The sequence below is a fragment of the Rathayibacter sp. AY1C6 genome (genome assembly GCF_002931535.1).
GTDB lineage: Bacteria > Actinomycetota > Actinomycetes > Actinomycetales > Microbacteriaceae > Rathayibacter.
In genome coordinates this window covers 85,655-112,572 of sequence record NZ_PSWC01000009.1, presented here as the reverse complement: position 1 = coordinate 112,572, position 26,918 = coordinate 85,655, and the positions used below count along the sequence as shown (strand labels likewise).

Below are 26,918 nucleotides of genomic sequence, written 5' to 3'. Positions count from 1 at the left end.
CCCGCCTGCTCGACCGGCGCGCCGCTCGCGACGACGGCTGACCCCGGCGCGGTGGTGCCGGAGTCGGCGCCCGGTGTGGAGTCCTGGACGCGGATCGACCCGCCCTCCTGGGCGATGCGGACCACGAACGGCTCGGCCTCGGGATCGCCGAAGGTCTGCGTCCACAGCTGACGGCCGTCGGCGGTGCGGACCTCGCGGGGCGCGTCGATCGCGCCTCCGTCGACGTCCAGCACGAGGAGCTCGGTGTCCTCCGTGGTCGCCTCGAGGCGGACCGCCGTTCCCGCCATCGTGGCGACGGACACGTGCCCGTAGCCGATCCACAGGTCCAGCGGCTCGCCGGAGGTCTCGTAGCCGGGTGCGACCGTGACGCGCAGGTCGCTCGCCGCGAGCGTCGCGTAGCGGCCGGGAGCGGCGCTCGAGAAGCCGTAGGTGCCGAGCACGGGGAGCAGCTCGCGGTCGGTCGGCAGCACGGCGGCGCAGGCGGCCGTGACCAGCGCGACCGTCGCGAGGGCGATCAGCGCGATCGCGCGCCTCCGGAACAGGCCGGCGAGCACGATCACCACGGCGAGCACGAGCGCGGCCGAGGCGGCTCCGACGACGAGGGCCGTCGGTCCGGAGGCGGTGAGCGAGACCAGTGCGCCGGTCAGGGCGGCGGCGCCCAGGGCGAGCAGCGTGAGGCTCGCCCGCAGCCGGGGGTTCGCGGCGCGTCGGAGGCGCTGGCGCTCCAGGCGCGCGGCGGTGACGGCGGCGGCGGCGAGTCGCGCCTCCTCCGCCCGGGCGCGGGCCGTCTCACGGGCCGACGCGCTCTGCTGGGCGCGGAACGCCTCCCGCTCGGCCCGCCAGGCCTCCTGGCGCTCGCGCCACTCGGCAACGGCCTCGGGGGACGAGGGGCGCTCGTCCTGCAGGCCGGGGTCGGGTGCGGGGTAGGCCGGAGCGGAGGACGCGGGGTAGGCAAGCGTCGCGGAGGGGTGTGCGGACGGGGATGCCGGGGCCGGGTGGGCGGCCGCGTCGTCCGACCGCCGGCTCCGCCGCACGATCCAGACCACGAAGGCCACGATCAGCCCGAGCACCACGAGCGACCACAGCGTCCGCCCGGTCGCGGGCGCCCAGGGCATCGCCCCGGTGTACGCGCCGCCGAGCGACCAGAAGCCCTGCGCCACCGGCAGCATCGAGGCGAGCACGAGGACGCCGATCCCGGCGTGCACCCGGTCGAGCGAGCCGCGGAGCAGCCGCTCCACCGGCAGGGCGCCGTCCTGGTCGGGCAGCAGCAGCCAGGCCGCGGCGTAGAGGAGGAGCGCGGGCCCGCCCAGCACCGCGACGACGAGCACGATCCCGCGCACGATCAGCGGGTCGATGCCGAGCCGGTCGGCGATCCCCGCGCAGACGCCGCCGATCCAGCCGGGACGGCGGGGCAGGTCGAGGCCGCGCAGCCAGAGCACGAAGCGGTTCTCGGGCGCGGGGGGCGGATCGGCGGGGCCGGGGGCTCCCGGGCCGGAGCTCTCGGGGCCGGTGCTGTCCGGGCCGGTGCTGTCGGGGCCGGCCGCTCCGGGATCCGTCCCGATCGGCGTCGTCGCTGTGCTCGCCGCCTCCGTGCCGTCCGGCTCCGCGGAGCTCGGCGATGTCGTGCTCTGTCCTGTCATGCTGCGAGTCTCCCGTGCGCTCCACGGCCCGGACCATCGGGGGAACCCCTGATCCGACCCCGAGAGCACCCCCGATCGTGCGGCCGACCTGTTTGGATGCAGGGGTGAGCACAGTCCCCGGCACCGCCGTCCGCCCCCCGCTGCAGCGGCCGCGGACGATGCTGCTCGGCGGAGTGTGCACCGCGGTCGCCGACCACCTCGGCTGGAGCGTGCGGAGGACCCGCCTCCTGGCCGTTCTCACGACCGCGCTCGGCGGGGGCGGCGCGCTCCTCTACCTCTGGCTCTGGGCGCTGGTGCCCCTCGCGCCGCTCGACTCGCGCGACGCGGATCCGGCCGTCCGCCGCTCCGCTCCCGTGGCCGGCCTGCTGACCCTCGCCGCCGCCGTCGCGGCGCTCGCCGTGCTGATCACCGTCGACAGCGGCGACGACGCCGACATCACGCGCGCGCTCGTCGCCGTCGGCCTGCTCGCGGGAGGAGCCGTCGGCTGGAGCCTCGGGCTCGACCGCGGCGACGCCGTCCGCCCCGCCCGGTACGGCTCCGCGGTGCGCCTCGCCTCCTGCGCGCTGCTGGTGCTCGCCGGAGCGGCCGTGCTCACCGGCCGCCCGAGCGCCCTTAACGCGGTGCTCGCCGTGGGCGTGCTGCTGATCGCCGCCGGCGTGCTGGCCGCGCCCCGGGTGGTGACCCTCTGGTCCGAGCTGATGGGCGAGCGCGCCGCCCGCGTGCGCGAGGAGCAGCGGGCCGAGATCGCCGCGCACCTGCACGACTCCGTGCTGCAGACCCTCGCGCTCATCCAGAACCGCGCCGGAGCCTCGAGCGAGGTCGCCCGCATCGCCCGCGCCCAGGAGCGGGAGCTGCGCGACTGGCTGTTCGAGCGCGACGTCCCGGTCGCCAACGACCTGGCCGCCGAGGTCCGGGCGATCGCCGCCGCCGTCGAGCTCGACTACCCCGTGCACCTCGAGGTGGTGGCCGTCGGAGTGTCCGTCCCCGGCGCCGCCGCGCTCCTCGCCGCGACCCGCGAGGCCGTGCTGAACGCGGCCCGGCACGCGGGCGGCGACGTCTCGGTGTACCTCGAGTCCTCCGTGCAGGGCGTCGACGTGTTCGTGCGCGACCGCGGCCCCGGCGTCGTCCTCGACGAGGTGCCCGGCGACCGCCTCGGCATCCGCGAGTCGATCATCGGCCGGATGGCGCGCGCGGGCGGCAGCGCGACCGTGCGCCCCGGAGTCGGCGGCACCGGCACCGAGGTGCATCTGCGGCTCCCCGCGGAGGTCGAGCGGTGACCCGCGTGCTGCTGGTCGACGACCACTCCATCTTCCGCTCCGGCCTGCGGGCCGACCTCTCCCCCGAGCTCGAGGTCGTCGGGGAGGCGGCCGACGTCGACTCCGCCGTCGGCCTGGTCGCCTCGCTCGCGCCCGAGGTGGTGCTGCTCGACGTGCACCTGCCGGGCGGTGCGGGCGGAGGCGGGGCCGAGGTGCTGCGGCGCAGCGCCGGGTCGTCGTCGCGCTTCCTGGCGTTGAGCGTCTCGGACGCTGCGGAGGACGTGGTCGGCGTGATCCGCGCAGGCGCCCGCGGCTACATCACCAAGGCCAGCTCCGGAGCCGAGGTGAGCCGGGCCGTGCTCGCGGTGGCGGGCGGGGACGCCGTGTTCTCGCCGCGCCTGGCCGGCTTCGTGCTCGACGCCTTCGGGGCGCTGGCGGGCGAGCAGGCGGAGTCGGTGGACGAGCTCGACCGGCTCTCGGCCCGCGAGCGCGAGGTGATGCGCCTGATCGCCCGCGGCTACGCCTACAAGGAGGCGGCCGCCGAGCTCTTCATCTCGGTCAAGACGGTCGAGTCCCACGTCTCCGCCGTCCTCCGCAAGCTGCAGCTCTCCTCCCGCTACGAGCTCACCGCCTGGGCCTCCGCCCGCCGCCTGCTCTGAGGCGCGCGCGAGCAGTCAACCCCGTCCCTCCTCCCGCTCCTGCCGTCCGACACTGTCGGGACACGACAGGAAAGGACGACCCGATGGTGACCACCACCCCCGCTCTCCCGACCCTGGCCGAGCTCCTCCGCGACTCCCGGCCCGTGTCGCAGCTCTACGTCGACCTCGCGATCGACTCCGGGGATCCGCCGGACATCTCGCTCGAGCGCGCCACGTCCCTCGGAGACGAGCTCGCCCGCCAGGGTGCGCCCCAGGCCGACATCCGGGCCCTCACCGCTCTGCTCGAGGGGGCCGGGCGCCCCCAGGGCGGCTGCTGCCTCTTCGCGGTCGCCGTGGACGGGAGGGTCGTGCTGAACGAGGTGCTGCCGGGTCGGCCGGTCGCGCCCGAGGGCGTCTCCTACAGCCCGCTCCCCGACATCGTGCCGCTGCTGCAGCACCGGCCCGACCTGCGCGTCCTCGTCGTCGAGACCTCGCGGGACGGCGGCGAGATCCGCCTGCACCGCCTGGGCGCGCAGCGTCCCGAGGCCGAGCAGGCCGTGCAGGGCCGCACCGACACCCTCCACAAGGCGCAGGCCGGCGGCTGGAGGCACGACCGGTTCCACCACCACGCGGAGGAGATCTGGCGGCGCACGCAGGCCGAGCTCGCCGCCGCGGTGGACGAGCTCGTGCGCGTGCACCGGCCGTGCCTGCTGGTCGTCGCGGGGGACATCCACGCCCGGCAGCTGCTCGCGCAGCAGCTCTCGCCGAGCAGCGCCGCGATCCTGGCCGTCGAGCCCGTGAACACGCGGGCCGCCGGCAGCGAGGAGGGGGCGCTGGAGCGGTTCGTCGACGAGCAGCTCGACCGGATCCTGCTGCGCGAGAAGGAGGACGTGCTCGACGCCCTGCGCACCGGGGAGCCGCGCCGCACCGTCGAGTACTCGCTCGGCGCGATCGTCACGGCGCTGGCCTCGGCACAGGTCGAGACGCTGGTACTCGACCCCGGCCGGCTGCGCGAGCGCGCTCTGCTGGCGCTCGCCGCGGAGCCGTGGGTCGCGTCGGCCCCGGAGGAGGCGCTGGGTGCCGAGGTGATCGACTCCGTCGACGCCGCCCTCGCGCTGGCCCGCGCCGCCGTGCTCACGGACGCGCGCGTGCTCGTCACCGACTCCCGCACCGCTCCGGAGGGGGTCGACGTGGTGACGCTGCCGCACGACGCCGACGCCGCGGCGATCCTCCGCTGGCGCACCGGCCCGCCGGTCCCGGGGGCCTGAGCGGCGGGTCCCCGAGCGCGACAGGGCCCGGGCCCCGATCCTGTGATCGGTCCCGGGCCCTGTCCGGCCTCACGCCTGCTGGTCGTCCTCGCCCTCGGCGGCCGCGCGGCGGCGCGCTCCGAGTCCGAGCGCGGTGGCGCCCGCGGCCAGGAGCGCGGTGGCGCCCGCGATCAGGCCGACGCTCTCGACTCCGGTCGAGGCCAGCCCGCCGCCCGAGCCGCCGACGGGCAGCGGGGTCGGCGTGCCGGTCGGCGCGGTCGTGGGCACCGGGGACGGAGCAACGGTGGGCGCCGCAGTCGGCCCGGCGGTCGGTGCCGTGGTGGGAGTCGCCGTGGGCGCGGTGGTCGGCGGGGTCGTCGGTGCCGTGGTCGGCCCGGCGGTCGGCGTCGGAGTCGGCGCCACGACCTGCGACGCCGGCAGGATCTGCACGATGGTCGGACGCGGTGCCGCCACCGCTCCCGCCGCCGTCGATCCGTAGTCCGGGAAGAACGAGGTCGGCGCCTCGAAGGTGCCCTCCTCGCCCGGGTGCTGCACCGCCACGAACACGTGCTGGTCGAGGTCGTGGACGATCGGTCCGCAGGTCTCGGCGTCGCGGGGCACCGAGAGGAACTGCTCCACCCTGCCGCGCGTCGCGCCCTCGAGCGCGACCTTGAAGAGCCCGTCGTTGTAGCCGATGCCGCTCGGGGCGCCGTCGGTCGAGATCCAGAGGTTCCCGACCGAGTCGAAGGCCAGGTTGTCCGGGCACGAGATCGGCGAGACCTGGTCCGCCGGGAAGCCGGAGAAGTAGACGACGTCGCCCTGCGCCTGGTCGCCGCAGAGCATCAGCAGGTTCCAGGTGAAGGTGCGGCCGGTCTGGTCGCCGCCGTCCTCGATGATCTCGACGATGTGGCCGTCGCGGTTCTCGGTGCGCGGGTTGACCTCGGTCGCGCCCTCCTTGGCGCCCTCGGTGCCGCGGGCGGAGTTGTTGGTGCAGGCCACGTAGATCCGGCCGCTGACCAGGCTGGGCTGCACGTCCTCGCAGCGGTCCATCTTGGTCGCGCCCGCGGCGTCCGCCGCCTGGCGGGTGTGCACGAGCACCTCGGCGACGCTCATCCCGGCGATCGTCGAGGCGCCGTTCAGCACCAGGGGCAGCCACTCGCCGATGCCGTCGAAGCCGCCGTCCGAGGGGACCGCCCCGGTGCCGGTGATCTCGGCGACGGGGGAGTCGCCGGTGAAGCGGGCGACGTAGAGGTCGCCCTCCTCCAGCAGGGTCTTGTTGTGGGCGCGGTCGCCCTCGATGTAGCGCTTCGTCGAGACGAACTTGTAGAGGTAGTCGAAGCGCTCGTCGTCCCCCTGGTACGCGACCACGCGGCCGTCCGGGGCGATGATGACGTTCGCGCCCTCGTGCTTGAGCCGGCCGAGCGCCGTGTGCTTCTTCGGCGTGGAGTCGGGGTCGAAGGGGTCGAACTCCACGATCCAGCCGAAGCGGTTCGGCTCGTTCTCGTAGCCCGGGGTGCGGGCGTCGAAGCGGGGGTCGTCGAGCTCCCAGAGGCGCGAGGTCTCGGAGTCGGCGAGGCCGTAGCGCTTCTCGGCGTCGCTCGTGCCGACGGCGCGGAAGTAGCCGTTGAAGTTCTCCTCGCCCGAGAGGATCGTGCCCCACGGCGTCGTGCCCCCGGAGCAGTTGCCGAGCGTGCCGAGCACGGTGCGGCCCTCGGGGTCGGCGACCGTCTTCAGCAGGTCGGTGCCGGCGGCGGCGCCGGTCACCTCGTAGGGGGTGTCGAGCAGGTAGCGGCGGTTGCGCTCGCCCCCGCGGACGTAGGCCCACGGGCGGTCGACCGCGGTGCGGACCAGCTCGACGACGCTGAGGCCGTGGGCGGCGCGGCCGACGGCGCGCACGCGCTCCGGCTCCGCCTCGAGCTGCGCGGCCGGGAACATGATGCTCTCGTTCGTGTACTCGTGGTTCACGACGAGCAGGGCGCGGAGGCGCTTCGAGCCCGGGATCTCGACGATGTCGGTGTAGTCGTTGTTGTAGCCGAACTGCGCGGCCTGGGCGGCCTCCGTCTGGTCGGCGATGTCGAAGGCGGGGCTGTCGGCGAAGAGCGGGTCGCCCCAGCGGATGATCGGCTGCCAGGCGAAGCCCTCGGGGACGGTGAACCGGTCGACCGTGTACGGCACCGGAGCGATGGGAGTGAAGGCGAGCGGCGAGCCGTCGGCCGCGGTCGCCACGGCCGCCTCGGCGGTGGGCGCTCCTCCGGCGGAGGCGACGGCGACGGTGACCGCGCCGGCCAGGCCGAGGCCGAGGGCGCTGCGGCGGGAGAGCTGCGACGAGACGATGTCGCGGAAGTAGCTGTTGTGCGACGTGTTGCAGGTCGCGGTGGAGCAGGCGTTGGCGCACTTCAGCGCGCAGGTGACGGGGCTGCGCTTGCCGCGCACGTGGCCGGCCATCGGGAGGAGGAGCGGGCGGCGGGCGGTGTCTGACATGGAGGTCCTTCGATCACGAGCAGGAGACGCGATCGAGGCAAGCAGGGGGAGGGGGCGCCGATGCCGCCGGGTGGAGGCTCCTCCCTGAACGGGACGTGAACGTTCTCACAAGAAGGTGAGGCTCACCTTCCCTCCCGGCGGCCCTCCGAGCGCGCCTCCAGGACCGCCCCGACGTTCCCCGCGATCCACTCGACGACCGGCAGCAGCCGCTCCGCCAGCTCCGCTCCCAGCGGCGTCAGCCGGTACTCGACGTGCGGCGGGACGACCGGCCGCGCCTCGCGGTGCACGAAGCCGTCCTCCTCCAGGATCCGCAGCGTCTGGGCGAGCATCTTCTCGCTGATCCCGCCGATCCGGCGGCGCAGAGCGCCCCAGCGCAGCGTGCCCGGAGCGAGCGCCGCGAGCACCAGGACGCCCCACTTGCTGGTGACGTGCCCGAAGACCTCGCGGCTCGGGCAGTCGGCGGAGTAGACGTCCCCGGCGAGCAGGGGGGAGTCGGCGATCGTCATGGGTGCTCCTCGGGACAGGGGTGATGTCTGTACTAACGAAATAGTGGGTACTGCATTCCGGGAAGCAGGAGGAGGATGCGCCGGTTGCACCCTCCTGGCGGCGGACCCCGCCCGCCCCCACCCGTCAGGAAGGACCCCTCATGACCCTCGTCGTCACCGGAGCCACCGGCCACCTCGGCCGTCTCGCCGTCGAGCACCTGCTCGCCCGCGGCACCGCCGCCTCCGACATCGTCGCCACCGGCCGCGACGCCGCGAAGCTCGAGGCGCTCGCCGCCGACCTCGGCGTCCGCACCGCCGTCGCGGACTTCGACGACCCCGCCTCGCTCGACGCCGCCTTCTCCGGCGCCGAGGCCGTCCTCCTCGTCTCGGGCTCCGAGGTCGGCAGGCGCGTCGCGCAGCACACCGCCGCGATCGACGCCGCCGTCCGCGCCGGCGCGCGCCTGGTCTACACGAGCGCCCCGAAGGCGACCACGAGCGCGCTCATCCTCGCCCCCGAGCACAAGGCCACGGAGGAGGCGATCGCCGCCAGCGGAGTCCCCGCCGTCGTCCTCCGCAACGGCTGGTACAACGAGAACTACGAGCAGACCGTCGCCGAGCTCGCCTCCACCGGCAGCACCCTCTCGAGCGCCGGCGAGGGCCGCGTCGCCAGCGCCGCGCGCACCGACTACGCCGAGGCCGCAGCGGTCGCCCTGACCGACCCGTCCCTGGTCGGCACCGTGCACGAGCTCTCCGGCGACACCGCCTGGAGCTTCGACGAGCTGGCCGCGATCGTCGCCGAGGTCGCCGGACGCGACGCCGCGATCGGCCACGTCTCCTCCGACGAGCACGCCCGCGTCCTCACCGGCGCCGGCGTCCCGGAGGGCGGAGTCGGCTTCGTCGTCGGCCTCGACGCGAACATCGCCGACGGCCTCCTCGGCGGGACCGACGGCTCGCTCGCCCGCCTGATCGGGCGGCCGACCACGCCGATCCGCGCGTACGTCGAGGAGCAGCTCGGGCGCTGACGCTCCGGCGTCCCCGTCGGCCGGGTCCGGCTCGCAGGAGCACCCCGCTCCCGCGAGCCGGACGGTGGCGCGCCCGGCCCTCCCGCGGCTCCGCGCCGGGCACTCCCGTCCGCGGCTCCGCGCCCGCCCTCCGCGGCTCCGCGCTCGACCCGCCGCACCTCGCGCCACCGTGTCGGCGCCCCGACGTAGGCTGTCCGCCATGACCTCGACGACGCCTCGCTCCGGTATCGACCGCTCCGAACTCGACCCCGCGACGCGCCCGCAGGACGACCTCTACCGGCACGTCAACGGGCTCTGGATCGACCGCACCGAGATCCCCGCCGACAAGGCGCGCTACGGCTCCTTCCACGTCCTCCAGGAGGAGGCGGAGAAGGCCGTGCGCGACATCATCGTCGAGGCGCAGACCGCGCAGCACGGCACCGAGGAGCGCCTGTTCGGCGACCTCTACGCCTCCTTCATGGACGAGGAGCGGGCCGAGGAGCTCGGCGCCGCCCCGATCGCCGACGACCTCGCCGCCGTGCAGCGGGTCGACTCGATCCCCGGCCTGCTCCGCGCGGTCGGCGCCTTCGAGCGCACCGGCGTCCCCGGGCTCTTCGGCCTCTTCGTCGACAACGACCCGGGCAGCCCCGAGCGCTACCTCGTCTTCGTCAACCAGGGCGGCCTCGGCCTGCCGGACGAGAGCTACTACCGCGAGGAGGAGTTCGCCTCCGTCCGCGAGGCCTACACGCCGTTCGTCGCGCGGATGCTGGCGCTGGCCGGCATCGACGCCGCCGAGGCCCGCGCCGAGCGCATCGTCGCCCTCGAGACCGACCTGGCCGCCGCGCACTGGGACAAGGTCCGCAGCCGCGACAGCCAGGCGACCTACAACCTCCGCTCCTGGTCCGAGGTCGAGGAGCTCGCCGCGGGCGTCGACCTCGGCGTCTGGCTCACCGCGATGGGCGCTCCGGAGGGGGCGCTCGCCGAGGTGGTCGTCCGCCAGCCGAGCTTCCTCCAGGGTCTCGCGGGCCTGCTCACCGAGGACCGGCTCCCGGCCTGGCGCGACTGGCTGTCCTGGCAGGTGATCCGCGGAGCCGCGGCCTACCTGTCCAGCGGCTTCGTCGACGCCAACTTCGACTTCTACGGCCGCACCCTCACCGGCACCCCGCAGAAGCGGGAGCGCTGGAAGCGCGCCGTCTCGCTCGTCGAGGGCTCGCTCGGCGAGGCGGTCGGCCGCACCTACGTCGCCCGCCACTTCCCCGAGACGGCGAAGGCCGCGATGGACGTGCTGGTCGCGAACCTCATCGAGGCGTACCGCCGCTCCATCGTCGACCTGGAGTGGATGAGCCCCGCCACCCGCGAGCGCGCACTCGAGAAGCTCGCGAAGTTCACGCCCAAGATCGGCTACCCGGTGCGCTGGCGCGACTACTCCGCCCTCTCGATCGACCCGGCCGACCTGCTCGGCAACGCCCGCCGCGTGGCCGAGTTCGAGTTCGCCCGCGAGCTCGGCAAGATCGGCCGCCCGCTCGACCGCGACGAGTGGTTCATGACCCCGCAGACGATCAACGCCTACTACAACCCGGGCTTCAACGAGATCGTCTTCCCGGCCGCGATCCTGCAGTTCCCCTTCTTCGACGAGGCCCGCGACCCCGCCGCGAACTACGGAGCGATCGGCGCCGTCATCGGCCACGAGATCGGCCACGGCTTCGACGACCAGGGCTCGCGCTTCGACGGCGACGGCCGCCTCACCGACTGGTGGACCGAGGAGGACCGGGCCGCGTTCGAGGAGCGGACGAAGGCGCTCATCGCGCAGTACGACGCGCTCGCTCCCGCGACCACGCCCGGGCACCACGTGAACGGCGCCCTGACCATCGGCGAGAACATCGGCGACCTCGGCGGTCTCGGCATCGCCTGGAAGGCGTACCTGCTCTCGCTGGACGGCGAGGAGCCGCCCGTCGTGGACGGCCTGACCGGCGCCGAGCGCTTCTTCCTCTCCTGGGCGCAGGCCTGGCAGCAGAAGTCGCGCGACGAGGAGACGATCCGCCTCCTCGCCATCGATCCGCACGCTCCGGCCGAGTTCCGCTGCAACCAGATCGTCCGGAACATCGACGAGTTCTACGCTACTTTTGACGTCTCCGAAGGCGACGCCCTCTGGCTCTCCCCGAGCGAGCGCGTCTCCATCTGGTAGTCGCCGCCGACCACCTCCGCACCACGGACGAGGAGCCCCGGGCATCGAGAGCCGACCGATGCCGCGGGGTCGTCCGCCGATCGCGCGTCCTGCCGGCGCGTGAGGACCCAGGTCCCCCCTCCGCACGACCGCACTCCCGACCCGTAGAGGGGCCGTACCCGTGGTGATCCCCACCAGCGAGACCCGCCGTGAGAGCCGACGCAACCGCCGGGGGCGCCACAAGGGCGGCGGCGACCGCGAGAACTTCCAGCGCGGCTTCGACGCCCTCGGACGTCTCGCGATCGACGGGGTCGTCGTCTCGGCGCGCGCCGTCGACCTGGCGACCGGCCGCACCCTGTTCGCGGTCGACGACTCCGTCTCGATGCCCACCGCCTCCCTCGGCACCGTCGTGCTGCTGATCGAGGTCGCCGCCCGGCTGGCGAACGAGCCGCAGGAGAACCTGCGCCTGGTCGACCGGACCGCGGCGGACGCGGTCTCGGGCTCCGGGCTCTGGCAGCACCTCCAGGTGCCGTCGATGCCGATCGCCGACCTCGCCGCCCTCGTCGGTGCCTCCAGCGACAACCTCGCGACCAACGTCCTGCTGCGCCGCGTCGGCCTCGACGCCGTGCGCGAGCGGGCGGAGGCACTCGGCCTCTCCCGCACCGCCCTGCTCGACGTCGTGCGCGACGAGCGCGGCCCGGACGACGCGCCGCAGCTCTCGATCGGCTCCGCCCGCGAGCTGACCTGGCTGCTCGCCACCCTCGCGAACGGCGAGATCGTCGACGCCGCCGTGAGCTCGCGGGTGATCGGCTGGCTCTCGCTCGGCACCGACCTCTCGATGGTCGCCGCCTCGTTCGGGCTCGACCCGCTCGCGCACCGCCACCCCGACCACGGGGTCCTGCTCGTCAACGCGACCGGCACCGACGTCGGCGTCCGCGCCGAGGCCGGCGTCCTCCGCGGCCCGCGCGCCGGAGTCGCCTACGCGGTCGCCACCCAGTTCGACGACACGACCCTGCACTACCGCCTCGCGGTGCTGGAGGGCATGCGCACCCTCGGAGCCGACCTGCTCGAGTACGTGCACTGACGGCTGCCGGGGCGGAGGCTCCTCCGGAGCAGGCCGACCCCGCGGGGCCCCTCGGGTGCCCCGTCAAGTCCGTGACCGCCTCCGGGGACGCGACCTAGGCTGCCCGCAGCGGCGCCGCCTCCCGGGCGCACCGCGGAGAGGGAACCATGAGCAGCTTCGGCTTCGACGCCCCCGAGGACGTCACCGACACCACCCGCCCCGACGGCGACTCCCTGCCGGTCCCGCCGGAGGACCCGGCCGAGATCGACGACCCCGAGTCGATCGACGAGGCGCTCGACCAGGGCGCCGACGCCCGCCTCGGCGACGACCAGGACCCGCCGGAGCACCCCTTCATCCCGTCGCCCAGCTGATCGGCCGGCCGGGCGCCCCAGCGGCGCCCGGCCTTGTCCGACCTGGCTGCTCCTCCGAGCCGACTACTCCTTCGACCCCGGCTTCAGGCGGTTCGCGAGGCGCTTGATCGGGTGGGCGGGCTCGCGCTCCGCCGGATCCTCGACCTCGAGGCCGTAGAACGTGCCGATGTCGCCGACGAACGCCTTGCGGCGGGCCTTGTCGTACGCGCGGATCTCGCGGCGGAAGGCGATCACCGTCGCGACGCACATCAGGATCATCACGACGCTGAACGGCAGGGCCGAGAGGATCGCCGCGGTCTGCAGGGCGTCGAGGCCGCCGGCGACCAGGAGCGACAGGGCGAGCAGCGCGGTCGCGACGGCGAAGAACACGCGGATGCGGTTGCGCGGCTCCGGCTCGCCGCCGGTCGCGATCATCGACATCACCAGCGCTCCGGAGTCGGCGGAGGTCACGAAGAAGACGCCGATGAGGAGGATCGCGCCGATGGTCAGCACCGAGCCCGCGGGCAGTCCCTGCAGCATCGAGAAGAGTGCCAGGTTGGTGTCGACCGAGCCGTCGGCGCCGACCAGGCCGCCGTCGCCGTAGAGCTCCCGGTAGATGGCCGTGCCGCCGAGGACGCTGAACCAGAGGAAGGTCATGATCGTCGGCACGAGCAGCACGCCGCCGACGAACTCGCGGACCGTCCGGCCCTTCGAGACGCGGGCGATGAAGATGCCGACGAACGGCGCCCACGACATCCACCAGCCCCAGTAGAACGTGGTCCACGAGGCCTGCCACTGCTCGCCCTCGCGGCCGGCGTAGGCGCTGACCGTGAAGGTCAGGCCGATGAAGTTCTGCAGGTAGTTGCCGAGCGACTGCACGAACTCGCGGAGGAGGAACTGGGTCGGGCCGGCGACGAGCACGAAGACGAGGAGCGCGGCGGCGAGCAGCAGGTTGCCGGTCGAGAGCCACTTCATGCCCTTGCCCACGCCCGAGATCAGCGAGAAGACGGTCAGGCCCGTGACCACGGCGATGACCACGATCTGCACGGTGAGCGACGACTCCACGATGCCGCTCGCCTCCAGGCCCGCCGAGATCTGGGTGACGCCCAGGCCGAGCGAGGTCGCGACTCCGAACATGGTGCCGACCAGGGCGACCACGTCGATCGCGTTGCCCCAGCCGCCGCGGACCCGGCGGCCCAGCAGCGGCTCCAGCGCCCAGCGGATCGACACCGGCCGCTTGCGGCGGTGGATCGCGTACGCGAGGGCGAGGCCGACCACCACGTAGATGGACCAGGCGTGGACGCCCCAGTGCAGGTAGGTCTGCGAGATCGCGCTCTGCGCGAGCTGCGTCTCGGTGCCGGTGACGCCCGGGCGCGGAGTGGCGAAGTGGGTGAGCGGCTCCGCGACGCCGTAGAAGACGAGGCCGATGCCCATGCCGGCGGCGAAGAGGAGCGAGATCCAGGCGAGCATCGAGAACTCGGGCTCGTCGTCGTCGGCGCCGAGCTTGATGTCGCCGAAGCGGCTCACGCCCATCCAGATGGCGAAGGCCACGAAGACCGCGGCGATCAGCACGTAGTACCAGCTGAACGTGTTGACGACGGTGGTCTGCAGCGTCGAGAACACGGAGGTCGCGGCGTCGGGCGCGAGGATCGCGAAGGCCGCGATCGACAGCGTGAGGACGGCGGCGGGCCAGAAGACCCACCGTGCGAGGCGGTGCGGAGGGGCGGTCGTGCCCGCGGTGGCGGGGGCGGTGTCCGGGGAGGACGGGTGCTCGGACATGGGGTCCTCTCGTCGGCGGCAACCGTCCACGGTACACGGGGGCCCGTCGGCGGCCCCGGCCGGGGGAGCCGGGCTGGCATGATCCGGCCCCGGTGCGGGAGGCTGGACCCGTGCAGTTCAGAGTGTTCACCGAACCCCAGCAGGGCGCGAGCTACGAGGACCTCCTCGCCGTCGCGCAGGCCGCCGAGAGCCTCGGCTACGACGGCTTCTTCCGCTCCGACCACTACCTCCGGATGGGGGACGGCGACCCCGGCGTGGGCCCGTCCGACGCGTGGACGACACTCGCCGGCCTCGCCCGCGAGACCGAGCGGATCGCGCTCGGCACCCTCGTCTCCTCCGTCACCTACCGGCCGCCGGGGATCCTCGCGATCCAGGTCGCCCAGGTCGACGCGATGTCCGGGGGCCGTGCCGAGCTCGGCCTCGGCACCGGCTGGTTCGAGCAGGAGCACGCCGCGTACGGCATCCCCTTCCCTCCGCGCCGCTTCGACCTCCTCGAGGAGCAGCTCGAGATCGTGACCGGCCTGTGGTCGACGCCGGTCGGCGAGCGCTACTCCTTCGCCGGCGAGCACTACACGCTGACCGACTCCCCTGCCCTGCCCAAGCCCGCCCGCCTGCCGCTGCCGGTGATCGTCGGTGGCGGCGGCCCCAAGCGCACCCCGGCGCTCGCGGCGCGGTTCGCGAGCGAGTTCAATCTGCCCTTCCCCGAGTTCGACGCGATCCCGGGGGCCTTCGAGCGCGTCGACGAGGCGTGCCGGGCGATCGGGCGCGAGCCCTCGTCGCTGGTGCACTCGGTCGCGCTGATCGCGGTCGGCGGAGGGGACGAGGCGGAGTTCACGCGTCGTGCGGCGGCGATCGGCCGCGAGCCCGCCGAGCTGCGCGAGCACGGAGTGGCCGGCGCCGTCGACGAGGCGGTCGACCGCCTCGAGTCCCTCCGCGAGGCCGGCTGCGAGCGCGTCTACCTGCAGTTCATGGACCTGCAGGACCTCGACCACCTCGACTTCTTCGCCCGGGAGGTCCTGCCGCGCCTGTCGGCCTAGGGCGGGCGGCGCTGCTGCCTCTGCTCCGACTGTCCAGGAGTCGTCGCACCCGCGCCGAGTGCGACGACTCCTGGTCACTCGCGGGCTGCGGGCAGCACGCTCCGGCCCGCGCGCCCGGGCGTCCGTCCGCGCTGCGGCCTACGCTGGAGGGATGGCGGACACGATCGAGCGCGCGGACGAGCGCCTGGCGACCCGATCGGCGGCCGAGGTCCCGTGGATCGTGCTGGTCTGGGACGATCCGGTCAACCTGATGTCGTACGTCTCGTACGTCTTCCGCAGCTACTTCGGCTTCGGCCGGGCCGAGGCGGAGCGGCTGATGCTGCAGGTGCACACCGAGGGGCGCGCGGTCGTCGCGACCGGCAACCGCGAGGAGATGGAGCGGCACGTGGAGGCGATGCACGGCTACGGCCTGTGGGCGACGCTGCAGAAGGCCGACGCGTGAGCGCCCCGCTGCGCCCCGCGGCGGCGGAGACCGGAGAGCACCCCGCTCGCGGCATCCGAGGACTCGGCTGATGCGCGCGTTCCGCCGCGACTCCTCCGGGGCGGCCGTCGCCCGCTTCGACCGCGAGGAGGCCGGGATCCTCCGCCACCTGGCGGGCGAGATGCTCGAGCTGCTCGACCGCGGGGCGTCCTCGGAGGAGGCCCGCTCCGATCCGGCGCTCGCGCGCCTCCTGCCCGACGCCTACCGCGACGACGCCGAGGCGGCCGACGAGTTCCGCCGCTTCACCGCTCCGGACCTCGCCGCCCGCAAGATGGACGACGCCCGCGCCGTCACGGCGGCCCTCGACGCCGGCGACGGCACGAGTCACGGCCGGATCTTCGAGGGGCTGGGCGAGGTCGCGGTCCGTCTCGAGGAGCCGCAGGCGATCGCCTGGCTCCGCGCACTGACCGACATGCGGCTCGCTCTGGCCGTGCGGCTGGGGATCGACGACACCGACGACGTCGTCCCGGAGGAGGGGAGCGCGGCCGCGATCCGCAGCGTCTACGACTGGCTGGGCGGCGTGCAGGACGGACTCGTCCGCGCCGTCGACGTGTGATCCGCTCGTCCTTCCAGCGATTCCACAGCTGTGGACAACCCTGTGGAAAGGTGTGGAGAACCGGCTCCGGGAGCACCTCCGAACGGCGGAGCGCCGGGCGCGGGGGTGTGGAAACGCGTAGCGTCCACCCTGTGAACACTCCGAGCACCGCCGACGCCCAGCGCACCGCCGACGACATCCAGGACTCCCGGGCGGTGCGGACCCTCGCCCGCGGCGGCTTCGCGGCGAACGGCCTCGTCCACCTCCTGATCGGAGTGATCGCCCTCGGCGTGGCCCGCGGCGGCGGAGGCGAGGCCGACCAGAGCGGTGCTCTCGGCGCCGTCGCGGCGCAGCCCGGCGGTCTGGTGATCCTCTGGATCTGCACGGTCGGCCTCTTCGGCCTGGCGCTGTGGGGGCTGCTCGAGGCGTTCCTCGTCCGCCCGCGCGAGAGCGCCCTGAAGACCTGGGGCAGCCGGCTGAAGGAGGCGGGCAAGGCCGTCGTCTACGGCGCCCTCGGCGTGACGGCGCTGAAGTTCGCGACGGGCGGCGGGTCGAGCTCGTCCGAGTCGTCCGAGAGCGCGAGCGCGCAGGTGCTCTCGGCGCCGGGCGGAGTCGTGCTGCTCGTGATCGCGGGACTGGCCGTCCTCGCGGTCGGCGGCGTCTTCGTGTACCGCGGAGCGAGCAGGAAGTTCCTCGAGAACGTCGCGGAGCCGGGCGGTACGGCGGGCACCGTCGTCACCGTGCTCGGCGTCGCCGGCTACGTCGCCAAGGGCGTGGTCCTCGGCGCTCTCGGCGTGCTGCTGATCGTCGCCGCCGTCACCCATGATCCGGAGCAGGCGGGCGGGCTCGACGAGGCGCTGAAGTCGCTCGTGGAGCTGCCGGCAGGTGTGCTCCTCCTCGGCTTCGTCGCCGTCGGGCTCATCGCCTACGGGCTCTTCTGCTTCGCCCGCGCGCGCTGGCCGCGCCTCTGATGTCGGATAGCGGATCCGCTCCTTACATGTCACCCCCCTTCCGCGCAACTGGTCCCGCCGTCCCGGAGTCGGTGACACGCTGAGGCCTGTGAGTGCTGGAGGCGAGGACGCGACCGGAGGACGGGTGCGTCCGCCGCTGACGCAGGACGCCGCCCGTCTGCTGGCCCGCTCCGCCACGGGGGACGCCTCCGCTCTGGGAGAGCTCGTCGACCGCTTCGGCGGCCTCGTCTCGGCGTGCGTCGGCACAGTCCAGGCCGACCCGGCCGGCCGCGACCGGCTCTGCACCGACGTCTTCACCGCCGTCTGGCGCCGCTCCCGCGAGGGCGCCCGCTCGCCGGAGCCCGTGCTGTGGGTGCTCGAGGTCCTCTGCGAGACCCTCGGCACCGCGCACGAGCTCGCCCGGCGTCCGCTCGGCAGCGGCCTGCTCGCCCTCGACTGCCCGGACCGCGAGCTCCTGCTGCTGGCTGCGGCCGGCGGCTTCTCGCAGGCCGAGATCTCGGCGCTGACCGGGATCGACGAGTTCCGGCTGCGCTCGATCCTCCGGAACGCGCTCGAGACGCTCCAGGGCCGCGACAGCGATCTTCTGACGGCCTGACCGCCGGAGCCGTCGCGGGAGTAAAGTTGAGTCCGTCGAACTCAACTTTCGAGCCACGGAGGAGACCACCATCATGCAGGCCGGTCGGATGCCCCAGCAGGACGAGAAGTCCGCACTCGAGCAGTACGGCGTCAACCTGACCGCCATCGCGGCGAGCGGCAAGCTCGACCCGGTGATCGGGAGGGACGCCGAGATCCGGCGCGTCAGCCAGGTGCTCACGCGCCGCACCAAGAACAACCCCGTCCTCATCGGCGAGCCCGGCGTCGGCAAGACCGCCGTCGTCGAGGGGCTCGCCCAGCGGATCGTCGCGGGCGACGTCGCCGAGAGCCTCAAGGGCAAGCAGCTCGTCAGCCTCGACCTCTCGGCCCTGATCGCCGGAGCGAAGTACCGCGGCGAGTTCGAGGAGCGGCTGAAGGCCGTGCTCCAGGAGATCGAGGAGTCCGACGGCCGGATCATCACCTTCATCGACGAGCTGCACACGCTGATGGGCGCGGGCGGCGGCGAGGGGTCGGTGGCGGCCGCGAACATGCTCAAGCCCATGCTGGCGCGCGGCGAGCTGCGGATGATCGGCGCGACGACGCTCGACGAGTACCGCCAGTACATCGAGAAGGACGCCGCTCTCGAGCGCCGCTTCCAGCAGGTCTTCGTCGGCGAGCCGACCGTCGAGGACACCGTGGCGATCCTCCGCGGGCTGAAGGAGCGCTACGAGGCGCACCACAAGGTGGCGATCGCCGACTCCGCCCTGGTCGCCGCCGCGTCGCTCTCGAACCGCTACATCACCTCCCGCCAGCTGCCGGACAAGGCGATCGACCTGATCGACGAGGCCGCGTCGCGGCTGCGCATGGAGATCGACTCCGCTCCCGTCGAGATCGACGAGCTGCGCCGCTCCGTCGACCGGCTGAGGCTCGAGGAGCTGGCGCTGAAGAAGGAGAAGGACGAGGCCTCGAAGGCGCGGCTGGAGAAGCTGCGCGAGGACCTGGCCCGCCGCGGCGCCCAGCTCGAGGAGCTGCAGGAGCGCTGGGAGCGCGAGCGCGCCTCCCTCAACCGCGTCGGCGAGCTCAAGAACCGGCTCGACGCCCTGCGGATCGCCGCCGAGCGCGCGCAGCGCGAGGGGAAGCTCGAGCGCGCGTCGAAGCTGCTCTACGGCGACATCCCGGTGATCGAGCGCGAGCTCGCGGCCGCCGAGGCGGAGGAGGAGCCGGCCGAGGGCCGCATGGTCAACGAGCAGGTGACGGCCGACGACATCGCCGCGGTGATCGCCGCCTGGACGGGGATCCCCGTCGGGCGTCTCCTGCAGGGCGAGACCGAGAAGCTGCTGCACCTCGAGACCGAGCTGCACCGCCGACTGATCGGCCAGGACGAGGCGGTGTCGGCCGTCGCGGACGCGGTGCGCCGCACCCGCGCGGGCATCTCCGACCCCGACCGGCCGACCGGCTCCTTCCTCTTCCTCGGGCCGACCGGCGTCGGCAAGACCGAGCTGGCGAAGGCGCTCGCCGACCACCTCTTCGACGACGAGAAGGCGATGGTCCGCATCGACATGTCGGAGTACGGCGAGAAGTTCGCCGTCTCGCGGCTGGTCGGCGCCCCTCCCGGCTACATCGGCTACGAGCAGGGCGGCCAGCTCACGGAGGCGGTCCGCCGCCGCCCGTACTCGGTGGTGCTCCTCGACGAGATCGAGAAGGCGCACCCCGAGGTGTTCGACGTCCTGCTCCAGGTGCTCGACGACGGCCGGCTCACCGACGGCCAGGGGCGGACGGTCGACTTCCGCAACACGATCCTCATCCTCACCTCCAACCTGGGGTCGCAGTTCCTCGTGGACCCGGCGCTGTCACGGCCGCAGAAGGAGGAGGCGGTCCAGCAGATGGTGCGGCAGGCCTTCAAGCCCGAGTTCGTGAACCGGCTCGACGACATCGTGATCTTCGACGCGCTCGACCGCACCGAGCTCGGCGAGATCGTGTCGCTGTACGTCGACCGGCTGTCGAGGAGGCTCTCGGAGCGACGGCTCGACCTGGCGGTGACGCCCGCGGCCCGCGGGTGGCTGGCCGAGCGCGGCTACGACCCGCAGTACGGCGCGCGGCCGCTGCGCCGGCTGATGCAGCGGGCGATCGACGACCAGCTGGCCACGGCGCTGCTCGGCGGCACGGTGCGCGACGGGGACGTGGTGCTGGTGGACGTGGCGCCGGACGGCGAGAGCCTGTCGGTGACGGCGGGGATGCCCGCGACGGACTGACCGGGGTGCTCGAACCCTGTCGCGAGTCCGACTTCTGCGTACTCGCAGGGGAGAGGAGCGCGCGGGTGGCGACGGAAGTTCCCTCCACAGGGCGCGCGAGGGCGGGAGTCGTCCACAGTCGCGGGATCCGCGGCGCGCCCGTCCGGCGGGCTCCGTAGCGTCGGCGGCATGTCCTTCGAAACGCCCGGCCCCCGCATGGCCGACCTCCCTCCCGAGGAGAGGCCGAGGGAGCGCCTCCGCGCCTACGGACCGGAGGCGCTCACCGACGCCGAGACCCTCGCCGTGCTCATCGGGGCCGGCGTCCGCGGCGCCAACGCGACCGTCGTCGCGCAGCGCCTCCTCGCGCGCTTCGGCGGCATCGACGCCGTCGCCCGGGCCGGGGTAGCCGATCTGATGCGGCACCGCGGAGTCGGCGAGGTCGCCGCCTGCCGTCTGGTCGCCTCCTTCGAGCTGCGGCGGAGGATGAACCGCGCCTCGCGCGCCGCCCGCGTGACCGACGCCGCCGGCCTGGCCGGGCTCGTCGCTCCGCTGCTGGCCGCCCGGCCGGTCGAGACCGTGCTGGCGGTGGCGCTCGCCGAGTCCGGAGCCGTCCGCGACGTCCTCACGCTGGCCGACGGAGCCCCGGCGCACGCCGAGATCCCCGTCGCCGCCGTGCTCGCCGAGGTGCTGGCGCGCGGCGCGGCGGGCATCGGCCTGGCGCACAGCCACGCGGGCGAGGCCGTGGTGCTCCCCTCCGACCGTGCGGCGACGCGGGCGATCGCCGACGGGGCAGAGGCGTGCGGCCTGCGGTTCCTCGCGCACGTCGTGATCGGGCGCGACGGCTGGGCGGAGGCGCAGCCGTGACGCGGCGCAGGGCTGCTGCGGGGCCCCTCCGTTCCGGCAGGACGCCTCCCGCCCGGCGCCGGACCGCCCCCGGCCGCGCCCCGGCTCTCCACCTGGGCCGCGTCGGCGCGCGTTCGTGCAAGCCCCCGCCTCTCCGGCGCCCGCGGCCGGTCGCGGGCGTACCGTGGACGCCGACCCCATCCCCCTCCCGACCAGGAGCACCCATGCGAGCAACACTCATCCACGGCGAGCGCGACATCCGACTCGAGGAGGTCCCCGACCCGCAGCTCTCGACGGGGCGCGACGCGATCGTCCGCGTCACCGCGGCCTGCGTCTGCGGCTCGGACCTCTGGCCCTACCGCGGCGTCACGCCCACCAAGGAGGCGCACCGCATCGGCCACGAGTTCGTCGGCGTCGTCGAGGAGATCGGCGACGACGTGCACGACGTCGCGGTCGGCGACTTCGTGATCGCCCCGTTCTACGTCTGCGACGGCACCTGCGCGAACTGCGCCAACGGCGTCTCCACCTCGTGCCTCACCGGCGGCTGGTGGGGCGCCGAGGTCCGCGAGGAGGGCTTCGCGGACGGCGCCCAGGGCGAGAAGGTGCGCGTGCCCCTCGCCGACGGCACGCTCTTCCGCGTGGGCATGGACCCGGATCCGGCGCTCATCCCCAGCCTGCTCACCCTCGCCGACGTGATGGGGACCGGCCACCACGCCGCGGTCTCGGCCGGCGTCACCGCGGGCTCGACCGTCGCGGTCGTCGGCGACGGCGCGGTCGGCCTCTGCGCCGTCCTGGCGGCCAAGCGCCTCGGCGCGACCACGATCATCGCGATGTCGCGGCACGAGTCGCGGCAGAACCTCGCCCGCCGCTTCGGGGCGACCCACATCGTCGAGACCCGCGGCGACGAGGGCGTCGCGCGCGTCCGCGAGCTGACCGGCGGGATCGGCGCCGACTGCGTGCTCGAGTGCGTCGGCACCAAGGAGTCGATGCAGCAGGCCCTCGACTCCGCCCGCCCCGGCGGCATGGTCGGCTACGTCGGCGTCCCCAACGGAGGCCCCGAGCTGCCCGTCCGTCAGATGTTCGGCTCGAACGTGGGCGTCAACGGCGGAGTCGCGCCGGTCCGCGGCTACATGGCCGAGCTGCTGCCGGACGTGCTCAGCGGCGCGATCGAGCCCGGTCTGGTCTTCGACCTCGAGCTGCCCCTCGAGGAGATCGCCGAGGCGTACGCCGCCATGGACGAGCGCCGCGCGATCAAGACCCTCGTGCGTCCGTAGTCCCGCGGAGGGGCGCCGGCACGGCCGCGAGGAGTAGCCTCCCGCGCATGACCGCGTCAGCCCGCACCGCCGCGACGGCGCCCCTCTTCCACCCCGACCTCGCGCTCGGCCGCTTCCTCCCGCCGATCGTCCTCGGCCCGCGACTGCTGCGCCTCGCCACGCGACGCGCCGCCGAGGGAGGCGAGGCCCCGCCCGACATCGTGGTCGACGACGTCGAGATCCCCGTCGCCGGAGCCGCTCCCGTCCGGGCCCGCAGCTACCGGCCGCGCATCCTCCGCGGTACCGCTCCCGCGCTCCTCTGGGTGCACGGCGGCGGCATGGTGCTCGGCAGCCACCTCCAGGACGAGGCGCCCTGCATCGACTTCGCCCGCACCCTGGGCATCACGGTCGTCTCCGTCGACTACCGCCTCGCGCCCGCGCATCCGGCCCCGGCTGCCGTCGAGGACGTGCTGGCCGCGTTCGACTGGCTCGTCGAGCACGCGCAGGAGCGCGGCGTCGACCCGGCGCGCATCGCCGTCGGAGGCGCGAGCGCGGGCGGCGGCATCGCCGCGGGTGCGACCCTCCTCGCCCACGACCGCGGAGGAGCGCAGCCCGCGTTCCAGCTGCTCGTCTACCCGATGCTCGACGACCGCACCGTCACCCGGCCCGGTCCTCCGCCGCGCGGCGTCCGCGTCTGGACCCCGGGCAGCAACCGCTTCGGCTGGACCGCCTACCTCGCCGGCGAGCCCGGCGGCCCCGGCGTCACGGCCTACGCCGCCCCCGCCCGCCGCGACGACCTCACGGGCCTGCCGCCGGCCTGGATCGGCGTCGGCGGCCTCGACCTCTTCCACGACGAGGACGTCCGCTACGCCGAGCGCCTGCGCGCGGCCGGAGTGCCGTGCGGGCTCGAGATCGTGGAGGGCGCCTTCCACGGCTTCGACGCCCTGTTCCGCCGGACCGGCGTGGCGAAGCGCTTCTGGGCGGCGCAGGCCGCGGCGCTCGGCGAGGCCCTCCTCGCCTGACCTCCGCGTCGACGCGCCGGGCCGATTCCGTCTCCGGCGCTCGGGACTGCGAGGCTGAGGGGCGACGGCCGTCGTCATCCGCGCGTCGCCCGTGCCGTGCCTGCCGCGCATCCGTCTCCGCCCCGCCGACCCGCCGACCCGCCGCCCCGCCCCGCCCCGTCTCCCGGAGGACCCATGGACATCGACCGCCTCGCCACCCGCTACGAGATCGCCCTGCCCGCCTGGATCGGTGACGCCCTCCGCGACGTCCCCGAGGTCCTCCCGAGCCTCGAGGACCGGATGGCCCTCGTGCACGCGCTCGCCGACCGCAACTTCCGCGAGGGGAACGGCGGCCCGTTCGCGGCGATCGTCGTCGAGCGCGACTCCGGTCGTCTCGTCTCGGTCGGAGTGAACGTCGTCCTCGGCAGCGGGGTCTCGTCCGGCCACGCCGAGGTGACGGCGCTCGGTCTCGCGCAGACCGCGCTCGGCACCTGGGACCTCGGCGGCGAGGGCCTCCCCGCGCACGACCTGGTCGTCAACTGGCGCCCGTGCGTGCAGTGCTACGGAGCGACGATGTGGTCGGGGGTGCGCCGCCTGGTCGTCGCGGGCTCCGGCCCCGAGCTCGAGGAGATCAGCACCTTCGACGAGGGGCCGATGCGCGAGGACTGGGCCGCGCAGTTCGAGGCCCGCGGCATCGAGGTCGTCGACGGCGTGCTCCGCGACGAGGCCCTCGACGTGTTCCGCGCCTACCGCGCCTCCGTCGACACCGGCGAGGTGCTCGTCTACAACGCCCGCGCCGACTCCTGATACCGCGGCGGGTCCGGTCCTCGCATCGGTTCCGCGCCGGACGCACGGGAGCCCCGCCTCAGCGGGGCCCCGTGCGGTCCTGAGCTGCCGGCCGCTGGAAGCGGTCAGCGGCGGCTCAGCGCCACCAGTCGTCGAACATCGACAGCGGCACCTGGCGCTTGTGCTCGGTCGCGGCGTACCGCGCCTCGATGGCCTCGGCGACGGCCTGGTCGACCTCGCCACCCTCGAGGTACGTGTCGAGGTCGGCGTAGGTGAGCCCGAGGTTCGTCTCGTCGGTCTGGCCGGGGTTGTCGTCGAGCAGGTCCGCCGTCGGCGCCTTCTCGTAGAGCCGGGCCGGTGCGTCCAGGTGCTCGAGGAGCGAGCGGCCCTGCCGCTTGGTGAGACCGGTGAGCGGGAGGACGTCGGCGCCGCCGTCGCCGTACTTCGTGAAGAAGCCGGTGACCGCCTCGGCCGCGTGGTCGGTCCCGACGACGAGCATCCCGGCCTGGCCGGCGATCGCGTACTGCGCGATCATCCGCATCCGCGCCTTCACGTTGCCCTTCACGAAGTCGCTGATCGGCTCGTCGACCGCGTCGCCGAACGCCGCGGCCACGCCGTCGACGCCCTGGTGGATGTCGAAGACGACCTGGCGGTCCGGGCGGATGAACGTGAGGGCGAGCTGGGCGTCCTCCTCGTCGGCCTGCACCTTGTACGGCAGGCGGACCGCGATGAAGGAGGCGTTGCCGCCGCTCGCGCGGACCTGCTCGACCGCGAGCTGGCAGAGGCGCCCGGCGAGGCTCGAGTCCTGGCCGCCGCTGATGCCGAGGACGAGGCCCTTCGCGCCGGTGCTGCGGAGGTAGTCGGCGAGGAATCCGCTGCGCCGTTCGACCTCGACGGCCGGATCGACGGCGGGGGAGACGTGGAGCTCGGAGATGATCTGCTGTTGGACGTCGCGCACGGCTTCACGCTACTCCGGATGCTCCCCGGCGGCCCCTCCTCGCCGCGGACGCGCAGGCTCCCGACGCCTCCCCGAAACAGGGGCCGCCCGCCGCGTCCGCTCGGCGCGGCGCCTACCCGCGCTCGGCGACGATGCGGGCGATGCGCGCCGGGACGGTGTCGTCCTGGAGGCTCGTCACGTCTCCGAGCGGGCGGCCGTCGCGGATGTCGCCGAGCAGCCGCCGCATGATCTTGCCGGAGCGGGTCTTGGGCAGATCCGGCACCACCACCACGTCGCGCGGCTTGGCGATCGGACCGATCGCGACCGCCACGTGGTCGCGCAGGAGCGCCGAGAGCGTCGTGCCGAGAGCTGTCCAGTAGGCCGGGTCCTCCTCGGCGCGGTCGACGGCCTCGTCGGAGGGGATGACGAACGCCGCGATGGCCTGGCCGGTCGTCGCGTCGGCGACTCCGACGACTCCGGCCTCGCCGACGGCCGGATGGGCGACGAGTGCCGACTCGATCTCGATCGTGGACAGGCGGTGCCCGGAGACGTTGATGACGTCGTCGACGCGGCCGAGCACCCAGACGTCGCCGTCGGCGTCGTACTTCGCGCCGTCCCCGGAGAAGAACCACCCCTGGGACGCGTAGCGGGCCCAGTAGGAGTCGCGGTACCGCTCCGGGTCGCCCCACACGGTGCGGGCGAGCGCCGGCCCGGTCCGGTCGACCACGAGGTACCCGCCGGAACCGTTCGGCACCCGCTCGCCGTGCTCGTCCACCACGAGGACGCCGAGCCCGGGCAGTGCTCCGAGCGACGAGCCCGGCTTGAGGGTCGCGACGCCCGGCAGCGGGCACATCACCGCAGCGCCGGTCTCGGACTGCCACCAGGTGTCGACGATCGGGCAGCGCCCGCCGCCGATCGCCTCGTGGAACCAGACCCAGGCCTCGGGGTTGATGGACTCGCCGACGGTGCCGAGCAGGCGCAGGCTCGACAGGTCGTACCGGTCGGGCACGCCCTCGGGGAACCAGGTCATCAGCGTCCGGATCAGCGTCGGCGCCGTGTAGTAGACGGTCACCCCGTACCGCTCGATGATCTCGAAGTGCCGGGCGGTGTGCGGGGTGCTCGGGGTGCCCTCGTAGATGACCTGGGTGAGCCCGTTCGAGAGCGGTCCGTAGATCTCGTAGGTGTGCGCGGTGACCCAGGCGAGGTCGGCGGTGCACCAGTGCACGTCGTCCGGCTTCGCGTCGAACACCGCCCAGTGCGTCCAGGAGGCCTGCGTGAGGTAGCCGCCGCTGGTGTGCACCAGCCCCTTGGGCTTCCCGGTCGTGCCGGAGGTGTAGATGATGAACAGCGGCGTCTCGGAGTCGAAGGCCTCGGCCTCGTGGACGTCGCTCTGCGCGTCGACCAGCTCGTGCCACCAGACGTCGCGGCCCGGGGTCCACGGGACGTCGGTCTCATCGGTGCGGCGGACGACGAGGACGTGCTCGATCGACGCGACGCCCTCGACCGCCCGGTCGGCGCCCGCCTTCACCGGCACCGCCGCTCCGCGCCGGAACTGCCCGTCCGTGGTGACCAGGAGCTTCGCGCCGGTGTCCTCCACGCGGAACCGCACCGCCTCGGCGGAGAAGCCGCCGAAGACGAGCGAGTGGATCGCTCCGATCCGCGCGATCGCGAGCGTGATGACGATGGTCTCGGGGATCACCGGGAGATAGACGACGACGCGGTCGCCCTTCCCGATCCCGAGCGCGGTCAGCGCGTTCGCGGCGCGGGAGACCTCGCGCTGGAGCTCGGCGTAGGTGATCGACCGCCGGTCGCCGCGCTCGCCCTCGAAGTGGAGGGCGGTCTTCCCGCCGCGTCCCGCGTCCACGTGGCGGTCGACGCAGTTGACGGCCACGTTCAGCCGTCCGCCCTCGAACCAGGTCGTGCGCGGCACCGAGAGCGAGCCGTCGGGCAGCGGAGCGGCAGGCTCCCAGCTGTGGGCGGTGTGCCACGGCTCCGCCCACTCGAGGCGGCGGGCCGCCTCCTCCCAGAACGCGACCGGATCGGCGGCGGCGCGCGAGTACTCCTCCGCGCCCGCGTTCGCCTGCGCGGCGAAGGCTGCGGGCGGGGGGAACCGGCGGTGCTCGTCGAGCAGGTTGGCGATCGTCCCGCCCACGCTCGGAGCTCCCT

The 26,918-nt window shown here is 74.1% G+C and carries 23 protein-coding genes; 17 read left to right on the top strand and 6 right to left on the bottom strand.

The features are described 5' to 3' along the window. A partial coding sequence (locus tag C5D36_RS07895; protein WP_104295574.1) for a PspC domain-containing protein occupies nt 1-1,640 on the bottom strand: 1,640 nt, incomplete at its 3' end. A gap of 104 nt (nt 1,641-1,744) precedes the next feature. On the opposite strand from C5D36_RS07895, the gene C5D36_RS07890 reads away from it, so the two are divergent. From C5D36_RS07890 to C5D36_RS07880, 3 genes are all read left to right on the top strand, one after another. Next, nucleotides 1,745-2,917 (top strand): sensor histidine kinase, encoded by a 1,173-nt coding sequence (locus C5D36_RS07890; RefSeq protein WP_181072817.1) that lies wholly within the window; start codon nt 1,745-1,747, stop codon nt 2,915-2,917. Further along, nucleotides 2,914-3,555, top strand: a complete 642-nt coding sequence (locus C5D36_RS07885; RefSeq protein WP_104239467.1) for a response regulator transcription factor — start codon at nt 2,914-2,916, stop codon at nt 3,553-3,555. The genes C5D36_RS07890 and C5D36_RS07885 overlap by 4 nt, the downstream gene beginning before the upstream one ends. Nucleotides 3,556-3,638: 83 nt before the next feature. Further along, nucleotides 3,639-4,802 carry a Vms1/Ankzf1 family peptidyl-tRNA hydrolase gene (locus C5D36_RS07880; RefSeq protein WP_104262602.1) on the top strand — a complete coding sequence of 388 codons (1,164 nt, stop codon included), beginning with the start codon at nt 3,639-3,641 and terminating at the stop codon, nt 4,800-4,802. Nucleotides 4,803-4,871: 69 nt separating this feature from the next. Here C5D36_RS07880 and C5D36_RS07875 read toward each other — a convergent pair whose 3' ends face one another. Continuing rightward, complete coding sequence (locus C5D36_RS07875; RefSeq protein ID WP_104295572.1) at nt 4,872-7,262, bottom strand: PhoX family phosphatase; 2,391 nt, start codon at nt 7,260-7,262, stop codon at nt 4,872-4,874. A gap of 122 nt (nt 7,263-7,384) precedes the next feature. Next, nucleotides 7,385-7,768 carry a helix-turn-helix domain-containing protein gene (locus C5D36_RS07870; RefSeq protein WP_104256663.1) on the bottom strand — a complete coding sequence of 128 codons (384 nt, stop codon included), beginning with the start codon at nt 7,766-7,768 and terminating at the stop codon, nt 7,385-7,387. A 140-nt stretch (nt 7,769-7,908) separates the two neighbouring features. Between C5D36_RS07870 and C5D36_RS07865 the strand changes: the two genes are divergently transcribed. From C5D36_RS07865 to C5D36_RS07850, 4 genes are all read left to right on the top strand, one after another. Then, a complete protein-coding gene (locus tag C5D36_RS07865) occupies nt 7,909-8,769 on the top strand; it encodes an NmrA family NAD(P)-binding protein (protein ID WP_104256662.1) in 861 nt (286 codons plus the stop codon). A gap of 199 nt (nt 8,770-8,968) precedes the next feature. After that, on the top strand, nt 8,969-10,933 hold the full coding sequence (locus C5D36_RS07860) for a M13 family metallopeptidase (RefSeq protein ID WP_104295571.1): 1,965 nt from the start codon (nt 8,969-8,971) through the stop codon (nt 10,931-10,933). Nucleotides 10,934-11,093: 160 nt separating this feature from the next. Beyond that, a complete protein-coding gene (locus tag C5D36_RS07855) occupies nt 11,094-11,996 on the top strand; it encodes a serine hydrolase (protein ID WP_104222833.1) in 903 nt (300 codons plus the stop codon). A gap of 146 nt (nt 11,997-12,142) precedes the next feature. Then, entirely contained in the window at nt 12,143-12,346 is a 204-nt protein-coding gene (locus C5D36_RS07850; RefSeq protein ID WP_104222832.1) for a hypothetical protein, read from the top strand. Nucleotides 12,347-12,409: 63 nt separating this feature from the next. Here C5D36_RS07850 and C5D36_RS07845 read toward each other — a convergent pair whose 3' ends face one another. Beyond that, the gene (locus C5D36_RS07845) at nt 12,410-14,104 is read right to left on the bottom strand and encodes a BCCT family transporter (RefSeq protein ID WP_104258185.1); all 1,695 of its coding nucleotides are present in this window, start codon (nt 14,102-14,104) and stop codon (nt 12,410-12,412) included. Between the two features lie 110 nt (nt 14,105-14,214). Here C5D36_RS07845 and C5D36_RS07840 point away from each other — a divergent pair, with 110 nt between their 5' ends. The 10 genes from C5D36_RS07840 to C5D36_RS07795 all read left to right on the top strand — a co-directional run bounded on the left by C5D36_RS07840 (nt 14,215) and on the right by C5D36_RS07795 (nt 23,836). Continuing rightward, complete coding sequence (locus C5D36_RS07840) at nt 14,215-15,141, top strand: LLM class F420-dependent oxidoreductase (protein WP_104295570.1); 927 nt, start codon at nt 14,215-14,217, stop codon at nt 15,139-15,141. A 151-nt stretch (nt 15,142-15,292) separates the two neighbouring features. Next, nucleotides 15,293-15,583: an ATP-dependent Clp protease adapter ClpS gene (clpS, locus tag C5D36_RS07835; RefSeq protein WP_104222829.1), complete on the top strand. Its 291-nt coding sequence runs from the start codon at nt 15,293-15,295 to the stop codon at nt 15,581-15,583. Nucleotides 15,584-15,653: 70 nt separating this feature from the next. Continuing rightward, on the top strand, nt 15,654-16,178 hold the full coding sequence (locus C5D36_RS07830; protein WP_104225742.1) for a DUF2017 domain-containing protein: 525 nt from the start codon (nt 15,654-15,656) through the stop codon (nt 16,176-16,178). Between the two features lie 131 nt (nt 16,179-16,309). Further along, nucleotides 16,310-17,128, top strand: a complete 819-nt coding sequence (locus tag C5D36_RS07825) for a DUF1206 domain-containing protein (RefSeq protein ID WP_104222827.1) — start codon at nt 16,310-16,312, stop codon at nt 17,126-17,128. A gap of 88 nt (nt 17,129-17,216) precedes the next feature. Continuing rightward, the gene (locus tag C5D36_RS07820) at nt 17,217-17,723 is read left to right on the top strand and encodes an RNA polymerase sigma factor (RefSeq protein ID WP_146079687.1); all 507 of its coding nucleotides are present in this window, start codon (nt 17,217-17,219) and stop codon (nt 17,721-17,723) included. Nucleotides 17,724-17,811: 88 nt separating this feature from the next. After that, nucleotides 17,812-19,953, top strand: a complete 2,142-nt coding sequence (locus tag C5D36_RS07815) for an ATP-dependent Clp protease ATP-binding subunit (protein ID WP_374953255.1) — start codon at nt 17,812-17,814, stop codon at nt 19,951-19,953. A 168-nt stretch (nt 19,954-20,121) separates the two neighbouring features. Continuing rightward, on the top strand, nt 20,122-20,796 hold the full coding sequence (locus C5D36_RS07810; protein ID WP_104250698.1) for a RadC family protein: 675 nt from the start codon (nt 20,122-20,124) through the stop codon (nt 20,794-20,796). Between the two features lie 203 nt (nt 20,797-20,999). Continuing rightward, a complete protein-coding gene (locus C5D36_RS07805; protein ID WP_104250697.1) occupies nt 21,000-22,049 on the top strand; it encodes a zinc-dependent alcohol dehydrogenase family protein in 1,050 nt (349 codons plus the stop codon). 47 nt (nt 22,050-22,096) lie between these two features. Further along, on the top strand, nt 22,097-23,050 hold the full coding sequence (locus C5D36_RS07800; RefSeq protein WP_104250696.1) for an alpha/beta hydrolase: 954 nt from the start codon (nt 22,097-22,099) through the stop codon (nt 23,048-23,050). A 174-nt stretch (nt 23,051-23,224) separates the two neighbouring features. Continuing rightward, a complete protein-coding gene (locus C5D36_RS07795; protein WP_181072815.1) occupies nt 23,225-23,836 on the top strand; it encodes a nucleoside deaminase in 612 nt (203 codons plus the stop codon). Between the two features lie 115 nt (nt 23,837-23,951). Here the strand turns inward: C5D36_RS07795 and nadE are convergent, their stop codons facing one another. Together nadE and acs are read right to left on the bottom strand one after the other, a co-directional pair. Then, nucleotides 23,952-24,773: an ammonia-dependent NAD(+) synthetase gene (nadE, locus tag C5D36_RS07790; protein ID WP_104234371.1), complete on the bottom strand. Its 822-nt coding sequence runs from the start codon at nt 24,771-24,773 to the stop codon at nt 23,952-23,954. Between the two features lie 112 nt (nt 24,774-24,885). Then, on the bottom strand, nt 24,886-26,904 hold the full coding sequence (gene acs, locus C5D36_RS07785; protein WP_104295578.1) for an acetate--CoA ligase: 2,019 nt from the start codon (nt 26,902-26,904) through the stop codon (nt 24,886-24,888). Nucleotides 26,905-26,918 lie beyond the last annotated feature (14 nt).

Bases quoted from the DNA above. Each gene is read 5' to 3' on its own strand.
- C5D36_RS07880 (WP_104262602.1), top strand. From the start codon at position 3,639: ATGGTGACCACCACCCCCGCTCTCCCGACCCTGGCCGAGCTCCTCCGC.
- C5D36_RS07875 (WP_104295572.1), bottom strand. From the start codon at position 7,262: ATGTCAGACACCGCCCGCCGCCCGCTCCTCCTCCCGATGGCCGGCCAC.
- C5D36_RS07870 (WP_104256663.1), bottom strand. From the start codon at position 7,768: ATGACGATCGCCGACTCCCCCCTGCTCGCCGGGGACGTCTACTCCGCC.
- C5D36_RS07865 (WP_104256662.1), top strand. From the start codon at position 7,909: ATGACCCTCGTCGTCACCGGAGCCACCGGCCACCTCGGCCGTCTCGCC.
- C5D36_RS07860 (WP_104295571.1), top strand. From the start codon at position 8,969: ATGACCTCGACGACGCCTCGCTCCGGTATCGACCGCTCCGAACTCGAC.
- C5D36_RS07850 (WP_104222832.1), top strand. From the start codon at position 12,143: ATGAGCAGCTTCGGCTTCGACGCCCCCGAGGACGTCACCGACACCACC.
- C5D36_RS07845 (WP_104258185.1), bottom strand. From the start codon at position 14,104: ATGTCCGAGCACCCGTCCTCCCCGGACACCGCCCCCGCCACCGCGGGC.
- clpS (WP_104222829.1), top strand. From the start codon at position 15,293: ATGGCGGACACGATCGAGCGCGCGGACGAGCGCCTGGCGACCCGATCG.
- C5D36_RS07830 (WP_104225742.1), top strand. From the start codon at position 15,654: ATGCGCGCGTTCCGCCGCGACTCCTCCGGGGCGGCCGTCGCCCGCTTC.
- C5D36_RS07815 (WP_374953255.1), top strand. From the start codon at position 17,812: ATGCCCCAGCAGGACGAGAAGTCCGCACTCGAGCAGTACGGCGTCAAC.
- C5D36_RS07810 (WP_104250698.1), top strand. From the start codon at position 20,122: ATGTCCTTCGAAACGCCCGGCCCCCGCATGGCCGACCTCCCTCCCGAG.
- C5D36_RS07805 (WP_104250697.1), top strand. From the start codon at position 21,000: ATGCGAGCAACACTCATCCACGGCGAGCGCGACATCCGACTCGAGGAG.
- C5D36_RS07800 (WP_104250696.1), top strand. From the start codon at position 22,097: ATGACCGCGTCAGCCCGCACCGCCGCGACGGCGCCCCTCTTCCACCCC.
- C5D36_RS07795 (WP_181072815.1), top strand. From the start codon at position 23,225: ATGGACATCGACCGCCTCGCCACCCGCTACGAGATCGCCCTGCCCGCC.